At 55.9% G+C, this 9625-nt stretch carries 8 protein-coding genes; 6 read left to right on the top strand and 2 right to left on the bottom strand.

The window, feature by feature from the left end:
• Positions 1-17 precede the first annotated feature (17 nt).
• Together ACMLHG_RS03020 and ACMLHG_RS03015 are read left to right on the top strand one after the other, a co-directional pair.
• Positions 18-3167, top strand: coding sequence for a hypothetical protein (locus tag ACMLHG_RS03020; protein ID WP_417169500.1), 3150 nt, complete (start codon positions 18-20; stop codon positions 3165-3167).
• A 112-nt stretch (positions 3168-3279) separates the two neighbouring features.
• Positions 3280-4104 carry a prepilin-type N-terminal cleavage/methylation domain-containing protein gene (locus ACMLHG_RS03015; protein ID WP_417169499.1) on the top strand — a complete coding sequence of 275 codons (825 nt, stop codon included), beginning with the start codon at positions 3280-3282 and terminating at the stop codon, positions 4102-4104.
• A gap of 89 nt (positions 4105-4193) precedes the next feature.
• On the opposite strand, the gene ACMLHG_RS03010 is transcribed toward ACMLHG_RS03015, so the two are convergent.
• Positions 4194-5516 (bottom strand): GH39 family glycosyl hydrolase, encoded by a 1323-nt coding sequence (locus tag ACMLHG_RS03010; protein WP_417169498.1) that lies wholly within the window; start codon positions 5514-5516, stop codon positions 4194-4196.
• A gap of 112 nt (positions 5517-5628) precedes the next feature.
• Between ACMLHG_RS03010 and ACMLHG_RS03005 the strand changes: the two genes are divergently transcribed.
• Entirely contained in the window at positions 5629-5781 is a 153-nt protein-coding gene (locus ACMLHG_RS03005; RefSeq protein WP_417169497.1) for a hypothetical protein, read from the top strand.
• Between the two features lie 90 nt (positions 5782-5871).
• A complete protein-coding gene (locus ACMLHG_RS03000) occupies positions 5872-6510 on the top strand; it encodes a helix-turn-helix domain-containing protein (protein WP_417169496.1) in 639 nt (212 codons plus the stop codon).
• A gap of 12 nt (positions 6511-6522) precedes the next feature.
• On the opposite strand, the gene ACMLHG_RS02995 is transcribed toward ACMLHG_RS03000, so the two are convergent.
• On the bottom strand, positions 6523-7392 hold the full coding sequence (locus ACMLHG_RS02995; protein ID WP_294434460.1) for a helix-turn-helix domain-containing protein: 870 nt from the start codon (positions 7390-7392) through the stop codon (positions 6523-6525).
• Between the two features lie 120 nt (positions 7393-7512).
• Here ACMLHG_RS02995 and ACMLHG_RS02990 point away from each other — a divergent pair, with 120 nt between their 5' ends.
• Both ACMLHG_RS02990 and ACMLHG_RS02985 read left to right on the top strand, forming a co-directional pair.
• Positions 7513-8514, top strand: coding sequence for a Gfo/Idh/MocA family protein (locus tag ACMLHG_RS02990; RefSeq protein ID WP_417169495.1), 1002 nt, complete (start codon positions 7513-7515; stop codon positions 8512-8514).
• Between the two features lie 13 nt (positions 8515-8527).
• The gene (locus ACMLHG_RS02985) at positions 8528-9535 is read left to right on the top strand and encodes a zinc-dependent alcohol dehydrogenase (RefSeq protein ID WP_417169494.1); all 1008 of its coding nucleotides are present in this window, start codon (positions 8528-8530) and stop codon (positions 9533-9535) included.
• The last annotated feature ends 90 nt before the right edge of the window (positions 9536-9625 follow it).

Below are 9625 nucleotides of genomic sequence, written 5' to 3'. Positions count from 1 at the left end.
CAAAGAGGAATTTCTGGATGTCACCAGAAGAAAAAATAGGAGGTTGTATGAAGTTCTTTGGGGCAGTATTGACATTCGCAGTTATCATAACGGTGACTGCGGTGGAGTTTCCCGCGGGAATCCATATCAGTAACTTCGGCGAGATGAGACTGGGGGAGTGCGAATTCCAATTCAAGTTTGCGGAGGAATCCTGGCGCAGCTGGAAACTGAACGCACACTGGCAATCCATGAAACGCGAAAAATCAGCCGGAAAACTGGTGTTTTCCGGTAGCCTGGCCGGCGGGACTGTCAGCGAAACCATTCTTCAGACAGGGAAAAATCGCTATGAGATTCTCGGGCAGGCTGCCTTTCCCAGCCCGGTGCGCTGGGAACTGCTTGCAGCCATTCTCACACTTCCGCCTGAACAGATTGCGATCACGGTCGACCAAAAAACGGTTACGATCCCTTCGCTTCTCAAAGAGTTGTCCCTTTTCAAAGGCGTTGCGAAAGAGGTGATCGTCGATCTGCCCGGCGGAATGCGTTACCGTTTCCACGGCAATATGAGACTGGAAATTCAGGATAACCGCAAGTGGCAGAATACGATCGGGATCCGCTTCTTCTTTTCGCCGTACCGTGGGAACATCTCTTCGGCGAGCCTGAAATTGAACCTGGAAATCCAGCCTCCGGAATTCTGTAAAGTGGAGCTTGACAAAGCGGCAAACCGCACCTTCGAGGACAGAGACGGTTCCGGCTGGACCGGACAGGGCGCGGCCAACGATTTGAGCATGATCAAGAGCGGATTGCTTGAATATGCCCGTGTTCCCTTCTGCATCGGCGCTGACCGTAAGGCGATCGTTGCCGGCCGCGTCGCACCGAAGACGGTTCGACTCGAACTGCCACCCCACTCCCGGGGAAGTTTTCAGGCGATTAATTTGCTTCATGCCAGTGCGTGGTCTCCCGTATCCGGGAAAACACTTGGATTCCTCGATGTCGAATACTCTGACGGCACGCAGCAGTCGATCCCGGTACGCTCCCGCTTCGATTGCGGCAACTGGTGGATCAGCAATTCACTGCCGAATGCTGCAATCGCCTGTCGTTTCGACAACAATGCCGCGACGGTCGGACTTTACGCATCGAGTTTTTCACTGGACCGGAACGATCCGACCGCGATCACGTTCCGCATCAATGAACCGACCGCATGCTGGATGGTCGCGGCGGTTACACTCAGCAACCGCCGGATTCAATTCCCCGGCAATTCCGATCAACCGCTTACGATGAAAGCGGATTCGACCTGGAGACGGATTCCGTATCGCAGCCGTATTCTCGCCGGTTCGCCGCTGGATTTTTCCCATACCGGTGTGCTCGATGCTCCAGCCGGAAAGTACGGGCGGGTCATTGCGGCACCGGATGGCACGCTCACGTTTGAACATGCGCCGCAAAAGCGTCTGCGGCTTCTCGGGGTCAATCTCTGCATGATTGCGTCGTTTCCCGATCACAAGTCGGCCGATGAACTGGTGGAGGAGTTGGCGAAACGCGGCTACAACAGCGTGCGTATCCATCATCACGACAATTTCATGGTTGCGAAAGACTCTGAAAACTCCTGGACGCTGGATCCGGAGATGCTGGATCGTCTGGATTACCTCTTCGCCAGCTTGAAAAAACGTGGATTTTACATCACGACGGATCTTTTTACCAGCCGTAGACCTCGGGCGGGGGACGGATTCCCGCTGGAAAAAGGAACGCCGGATAGTGCTTTCTTCAAAGCGACGCTTCCGATAAACCGCAACGCGATGGAGAGTTGGAAAAAATTCGCCCGCAATTGGATGCAACATAAAAATCCCTACACTGGCATGCGTTGGGCAGACGATCCTGCGCTCTTTTGTCTCAACCTGGTCAACGAGGATACACTTTCCCAGCATTGGCACCGCTATGCCGGACTGCGGGAGCGTTATCATAAGCTCTTTCAGAAATGGCGAAAAGGACGTCCGGCCGCCGAGCAGAATATGCTCTGTTTTCTTGAAAAATTGCAGGAAAAAGTTCTGGATGAACAACTTGATTTTGTTCGTAATGAATTGAAAGTCAAGGCGATGCTGACGAGCTTAAACTTCGTTAATTCGAGTGCATTGACCCGATTGCGCAGTAAATTCGATCTGGTGGACAATCATCAGTATTTTGCCCATCCGCGTTTCTTCCAAAACGCCTGGCGTTTGCCGGCTGACTACGATCAGGGATCGGCAATTCGCCGTCTGGCGCAGAATCCGCGGTTGATGATGCCGACCCGCATCTTCGGCAAACCCTTTCTGGTTACGGAATACACCTTCTGCCATCCCAACATTCACGTCGCCGAAAACGGTCCTCTGATCGGCGCGTACAGTGCACTCCAGAACTGGGATGGTCTCTGGCGGTTCAGCTGGGGGCATTCTCTCGACACTCTGAACGAGAAGCCCATGATCGGCAACTTCAACATCAGCAGTGATCCTCTGATGCAGCTCAGCGACCGGATCATCTGGGCGCTTTTTCTGCGTGGCGATTTCGCTCCGGCAAAAGAGAAGATTTCCTTCTGCGTACCAGACAATCCTTATGGTAACAGCACAATGATGCCTTCCTACCCGCCGGAATTCGAGCAGCTTGGACTCCAGGCACAGATCGGATCACATCCGGAGGGAAGGGCGCTTCCGCGTGGCGTACGGCGCTATCGGCAGGGAGAAAAGGTCGCCGGAGAGCCGCGTCTTCGCCTCGATCGTGAAACGGGGACTTTCGCTGTCATCACGCCGCTCAGCGAGAGCATTACTTTGCCGCAAGGTTCTCTGGCGGCCGGTCTGCTGCGTGTCAGCGGCGTGGATACCTTTTCGACCATTGCGTTGATCTCGCTCGACGGCAACAAGCTGGCCGAGAGTGGAAAAGTGCTGCTGATTCATCTTACCGATCTTACCAATGAGGGAATGCGGTTTGCCAGCGGCTCCAAAACGCGCCTGGTCAACAGTGGCAGGCCGCGGTTGCTGTTGCGTCGCGGTCGCGCGCGGATTGAGTTCAGAAGTGCTGCCGGATGGCGTGTTGCTGCACTTCGTAGTGACGGAAAAGAGCAGGGGGTGGTTTCAGGAAAATCCGTCGATGGAGTTTTCTCTTTTTCCATCGACAATACCCGCTTCCCGGAAGGGGTGATGGCATACTGCTTGACCAGGGAATGATTGGTGTATCAGAAAAAAGACAGGATCCAGGAAAATACGGGGAATTTTCAATGAATCGTCATTTTTTTCAGTGAAAAATGATGTTGATCAAACTATTATGAAGACCGGTAAGATGAAAGGAAAAACCGATATGAAAATCCATGCTTTCACTCTGTCCGCTGTTGGCGGAGAAGGGACAAAGGCAGATGAGGCCGCCCGTTTCCACCGAATTTTTACCCTGATCGAACTCCTCATCGTAATCGCGATCATCGCAATTCTTGCCGCCCTGCTGCTCCCGGCTCTGGGTAAGGCGCGGGGAAAAGCGCGCAGCATCACCTGTGCGAGCAACATCAAGCAGCTCGGTTTTGCCAATTTCAGTTATTCCAGTGATTTCGATGGCTTCGATGTTCGCCATAAAGGCGACCAATGGACCTCCGGCTGGTACCAGAATGCCCAGCTCTACACCTATTATGGAATCGATAGAGCTTCCATTGAGGACCCGGCCAGACCGTTGCTGACGAAGGATGAAAAGGGGCGTGTACTGCCGCTTTCGATGATCTGTCCGGATAAGCCGATGGTTCCGCCTTCAGAAGACGGCAAGTATCTGCTCTACGTCTATGGGAAAAACGCAGAGGGACTCTATCGTTTGAGACCGGAAGATGCTGAGAAAAAAACCGGCGGCGGTGAATGGTATTACATTTACAATTATGGAAGAATCAAAAATCCTTCGAATAAATACCACCATATCGAAAGCGTCAACAGCAACAAGAGCGGCAGCTGGAATCTCTCACGGGATACGGCCTCCTCCACTACCCGGTTTCTGACGACGGATGGCGTTCATTTCATCCACAACGGGCGGGCCAATGCGGTGATGTTTGATGGACATGTCGAGGCGCATTCACAACCGGAGATGTACAGCAAGGCCGAAAAAATGCGCTGGTATCCGCGGGCAAACTGACTTGGAAACGGTTTCGTTATATGGCATCGCTGCTATCAGCGATGCCGTTTGGAGCCGGGAGGCTGTCGGTGAGCGGCTCTCGAGGGGGTTTACAGTTCTTCCAACAGAAATACCTGTGATTTACCCGGATCGGTTCCGGGGAGAATGAGCGTCCCGTCCGCTCCGGCGGAACATTCCGATTCGGCCCAGTCGTGGTCGAAGTCGATCCGCACCAGATGGAAGCGGGCGTTTTCGGCGCCGCGCAGATGGAGTTCCAGAGTGTCCGCGCCGGATTTGAAGTCGGAGATCAGTACCGATCGTTTACCGGATTCCCCGATTCCCGCCAGAATCTGGCAGTTGTGATTGCCGGTTTCGGTCTTCACCCGTTCTCTGCAACGGGCGATCCGGGTGAACGTCTTCAGCGTGTAGAATAGTTTAAGCGGCTCGCCGTAACTCCACGCTCCCCAGGCGTTGGAGAGTTCACCGATCGTGTAGTGATACCCCATCGTGAGCGGAGAGTCCTGCCAGGCGGTCAGCAGCGCTGTCGCGAACACCGCGGCGTTGATGCCCGGAATTCCCTCGATCATGTCGCAGTAGGCCTCTTTCGTGAACCCTTTGTACCAGTAGTGCCACTCATTCAGATGCAGTTCCGTTTCCGTAAATCCGTATTCATCCACCAGCGCCCGCACCTCCTCTGGTTCGTGAATGATTTCGTCGAGGTCCCCGGCGTAACGGTGCCAGGAGAAGAAGTCCAGCGGCACCTGACGCTCCCGGCAGTAGCCGAGAAAGATACGCGCGTTTTCATCGTTGCTGCCGGGGCGGACCCGCGCCAGCGCCGGGCCGCCGACCTTGACATGGGGGAAACGCGTTTTGATTCTCTTTGCGGCAATCTCATAGAGGCGGCAGTACTCTTCCATCGAAGAGTTCCACATGTTTTTGACGATGTCCGGCTCATTCCAGATCTCCCAGTAGCGGATGTTCCAGGAGAAGCCGTTGTTCCACCCTTCGTTGTAGTGGCGGATGATGTTGATGCAGATATCGGTCCATTTTTCGTAATCATCCGGCGGGACGGCGTAGTAGTTGTTGAGCGAATGCTCGATCGAGGTTCCCAGCCGGAAGAAGATCTCTGACCCGCCGGCGCGGATGGTGCGCAGGTAGTCGTCGGTCTGGATGAAGTAGTAGTTGTCCGGATTCTGCGCATCGGCTTTCCAGTTCCCGAAGATGTGCTGAATATCGACCAGCCGCATCCCCTTGTTGCCGAGCGGAGCATCGTGCACCCGGGTGATCGGAACCTCCAGCTCGGCGAACTCCCCGACGAATTTTCCATCGTTGCAGTAGCCGTTGCTCAGCATCGGCCCCAGATTGCCGCCGTTCAGTCGACGGATTCGGCCTGACGTCTGCTTGAAATCGGCATACAATTGTTCTTTTTTCATGAAAAACCTCTGTTTTATGATGGATTCTTTATGCATTTCTACTATATTATACCTGAAAATCCGGCAAAAACGTAGAACAACTTACGTCAAAAAATATAGATTTTATGCCAGAATGAAAAAAGGCCTCTACCGACTTGCAACGATTCCCCGACTCGCCGCCGCTCTGCCGGCGATTCAGACAATCGGCTGGATGCCCGATCACCTCTATGTTCACCGGAACCATGAGAACAATGCGCTTTTACTCTGCTTTGTTCTCCGGGAATAGCAGGGAAGCCGAACCGAAATCATCGACGGCCGGGAGTGCACTTGCAACGGCGGTTCGCCGCATGTTTCGCTGGTTCTGCCGGGAACCGTGATGACCACAATCCGAACGGTGAAGCGGGATGAGCTCTTTTTCGTCTATCCCGGGGAGCACGGGACATTCTGGCGGAATTATATTACAGAGTTGCAGACCGCTTTTGTTCTGACGCCGCGTTTCCGGAAACTGCTGGACGAGGTGTTTGAGAATCTGAACAACCTGCAGGAACCGGGCCGAGCGGACCAGCTCGACCTGCTGGTGCTTCGGATGCTTCTGGAGATCAAAATGCAGAAGCAGCAACTTCTGGAGAGCCGGGAGGAGCAGGCGGTCCGCCGAATTGCTTCGGTGTTGACGGCGCACTTTCAGGAGCCGCTTTCCATCCCGGACCTTCTGCGGGGCAGCGGGTTGAGCACGCGTTCCTTCTACCGGTTGTGGAACAGTTTTTACGATGAGTCGCCGATGGAGATGCTTCAGGCGCGGCGGATGTTTGCGGCGGAGCAGCTGCTCGCCACGACCGATCTCCGCATTCAGGAGATTGCCGACCTCTGCGGGTTCAGCAGCCCGGTCTACTTCTATCAGCGGTTTCTCAAGCGGCACGGTTGCTCCCCCGCAGAGTACCGGAAAGAGCGGCGTAATATCGCCTTCGCCGCCGATGCTTCCGGGAGGGAACCTCTTTACAGAAAAGGGAAAAGTTGAAGCGTTCCCTCTTTATCGGGTATGCGGATTGGCGCTGTCGAAAAGCGGAGCGATGCTGCGGACTCCCGCCCGATAGCCGCGGGGGGAGATTCCGGTCAGGCGGCGGAAGAGGTTGGAGAAGTAGAAAAGGTCGTCAAATCCGCATCTTGCGGCAATTTCCCCCACGGAGAGATTGCTGGAAATCAACAGTTCCCGCGCTTTCCCGATGCGGAATTGCTGCAGATACTGCCCCGGGGAAACCCCCTTCATCTGACGGAAGAGGTGGGAATACCGGGAGGTGGAGAGATAGACCCGTTCCGCCAGTTCCGGAACCGTGATTTTCTCCGCAAAGTGTTCGTGCAGAAAGTCGAGTGACTCCTGAATTCTGCGGTCGGACCCGGCGTCGCCCGGCAGGGATTTCTCCCGCTCCGGCAGGGAGAGCAGCAGGATCTCCTCGACCACATTCAAAATCAGCCGCCGCCGCAGTTTGTAGGGACCGACGAAGGTCATCAGTTTCTGTGCTTTTTTCATCAGGAGCGCAATCTCTCCGTACAGCTCCGACGACAGCCGGATCAGCCCCACCTCTCCCTGTTCTTTCGGACCGTAAAAGAGCAGATTGTGCAGATGCTCCGTCTCCTGAAAGACGATCCAGTCATGAATCCAGTCCTTGCCGGGTTGCGAGATGTAATCATGAACGATCACCGGCGGAAACAGGAGCAGATCCCCGGGGTTGACCTCGAAGGGGCAGGGGCAGTCCGGATTGATGACGCCGCCTCCCTCTCTGGTCAAGGTGAGGATCCAGCTGTCGACCCCTTCCGGGCGGTAGATGCGTCCGGAGGGATGGTGATAGCTGAATTTCGTGAATCCGGCAATGCAGTCCTCCGCGAAGAGTTTGCAGATCATAAACAGCAGAATCCTCTATGTTTTCGGCCGAAGCGCCCATTGTGTTTCGTGTTAGAATAGCATATAATATAAGAGAAATCAAGCGATGAAGTAATAAAAAAAGGAAGCGTGACCGCAGAGATGAAAAACACAATAAGACTTGGGGTTGTCGGGCTCGGCAACGTCGCCGTGAACAACTATCTGCCGTTTCTTTCGCGGCAGGAGAATGTGGAACTTTACTGCTGTTCCCGTGATTCGGAGAAGGCGAAGGTGTGCGCGGAGCGGTTCGGTATTCACGCCTGTTCCACTTTGGAAGAGCTGGCGCAACTGCAACTGGATGCCGTCTTTATCCTTACGCTGGAACCGTTTCATTACGAGACCGCCTGCCGGCTTCTGACATTTTCGCCGAAGCGGCTCTTCATCGAAAAACCGCTCGTGGCGCGCAACGGGCAGGCGGATGTCTGCGAACAGGATTTCTTCGACGCGCTCGACCTGCTGAAGCGGGCGAAACGGGCGGGAACTGAAATCGCCATGAACTTCAACTACCGTTTCTTCGACCAGATGATCCGTCTCCGCCGGATTGTGGAGGAGCGGAAGCTCGGCGTGCTCCGGCAGAGTTCGTGGCTGGTTCACTACGCCTGCTGGAGCCACTGCCTCGATCTGCTCCGCTGGTTCGGCGGCGAGATTGCCGAGGTCTCCGCCGTCGGAGGAAGCTGTTGTGGAACGGCCAACCTCCGGGGACGGGATCTCGCGGGCGCCTTCACGACGAAGAACGGCGGCTGCGGGACGATCGTCGGAACCGCCGGGCCTGCGTTTGAACTGCCGCTCTACCGGGTGGTGCTGCAGTTCGAGCGGGGAACGGCGTCGTTTTCCGATCTGGATGTCGAACTTCAGCTCGAACAGGCCGGTCTGCCATACCGGGAGAGCTTTACTCTGGGGGCCAACCGGTCGCGCTGGGATCAGTATGCCGCGTCGTTCGAAAAATCGCTTTCTGCATATCTCGACAGCGTGAGAACGGCGGCTCCGGCGCCGGTCGGCGGCCTGGAGGGGGTGCGGGAGTTGCAGCTGGAGGCGGCGCTCCGCCGTTCAGCGGCGACAGGAGGCCGGGTGAATCTCGACCGGGAATTTCCGATTTCACTGTGAGGAGAGCAAAGCGATGAAGCGTTTGAAGTTCTGCGGGAACGGCGAGTTGCAGATGGAGCAGGTGCCCGATCCTGTGCCGGGGGAGGGGGAGGTGGTGATCCGCACCGCCTGTTCGGCCATCTGCGGCAGTGAGATGCACGCCTACCGGAACGAGGGGATGGCGGAGGGCAATCCGGGCCATGAGGCGGTCGGGACCGTCGTCGCGGTGGGGGCGGGGGTGAAAGAGCTGGTGCCGGGACAGCGGGTGGGGGCAAGTCCGGTCGCCGGATGCGGTCACTGCCCCGCCTGCCGGGCCGGAAAGTACACCTGGTGCCCGGAGTGGCGGTTTTACGGCAGCATGCACGCGGAGAAATTTCTTGCCGCGGCGAACGCGTGCCGTCCGCTGCCGGATGATCTGGATTGGGAGAGCGGCGTTCTGCTCACCGGTGACGGATTCGGGGTGCCGTATCATACCGCGCAGAATGTCCGGATTGACCAGGTGAAGAGCGTGGCGATTTTCGGCGCCGGCCCGATCGGGCTGGGGAATGTGATCATGCAGAACCATTTTAAACGGAAGGTCTTCGTGGTGGATCTTTCCGCGGAACGTCTGGAGATGGCACTCCGTCTCGGCGCGGTGGAGGGATTTCAACCGCAGCGGTGCGATGTGATCGACGAACTGAAACGGCGTACCGGGGGGAATGGAGTGGATCTCTGCATCGAAGCGGCGGGGCAGCCGGTGACGGCGAAAAACTGTTTTGCCGCAGTCCGGCGCGGGGGACAGGTGATCTTCAACGGCGAACAGGGGGAGGTGCCTTTTTCGATCAGCGAGGATTTCATCCGGCGTGACATTACGGCGACCGGATCGTGGTTCTATCACTTCTGTGAATTCGATGCGATGTACAAGTTGTGGAAGGAGGGGCTTGCTGTGGATTCATTGATTTCGCACCGCTTCGCCTTCGACGACGCTCCGGAGGCCTACCGCCTCTTCGCCGCGGGGAAAACCGCCAAAGTCATTGTATCATATCAGGGAAAGGAGAAGTGATGCCCAGCTGAGTAATGCGGAACGGTTTTGGGGAAGTGTTTTTTTGTATGTATTCTTTTGAAAGAAAGGGACTTGAGATGAAACAATTGA

Source organism: Victivallis sp., from assembly GCF_048170485.1.
GTDB lineage: Bacteria > Verrucomicrobiota > Lentisphaeria > Victivallales > Victivallaceae > Victivallis.
Note: the sequence above shows the minus strand (reverse complement) of the source record. Positions and strands in the feature narration are given on the sequence as shown.

Bases quoted from the DNA above. Each gene is read 5' to 3' on its own strand.
- ACMLHG_RS03020 (WP_417169500.1), top strand. From the start codon at position 18: ATGTCACCAGAAGAAAAAATAGGAGGTTGTATGAAGTTCTTTGGGGCA.
- ACMLHG_RS03015 (WP_417169499.1), top strand. From the start codon at position 3,280: ATGAAAGGAAAAACCGATATGAAAATCCATGCTTTCACTCTGTCCGCT.
- ACMLHG_RS03010 (WP_417169498.1), bottom strand. From the start codon at position 5,516: ATGAAAAAAGAACAATTGTATGCCGATTTCAAGCAGACGTCAGGCCGA.
- ACMLHG_RS03005 (WP_417169497.1), top strand. From the start codon at position 5,629: ATGAAAAAAGGCCTCTACCGACTTGCAACGATTCCCCGACTCGCCGCC.
- ACMLHG_RS03000 (WP_417169496.1), top strand. From the start codon at position 5,872: ATGACCACAATCCGAACGGTGAAGCGGGATGAGCTCTTTTTCGTCTAT.
- ACMLHG_RS02995 (WP_294434460.1), bottom strand. From the start codon at position 7,392: ATGATCTGCAAACTCTTCGCGGAGGACTGCATTGCCGGATTCACGAAA.
- ACMLHG_RS02990 (WP_417169495.1), top strand. From the start codon at position 7,513: ATGAAAAACACAATAAGACTTGGGGTTGTCGGGCTCGGCAACGTCGCC.
- ACMLHG_RS02985 (WP_417169494.1), top strand. From the start codon at position 8,528: ATGAAGCGTTTGAAGTTCTGCGGGAACGGCGAGTTGCAGATGGAGCAG.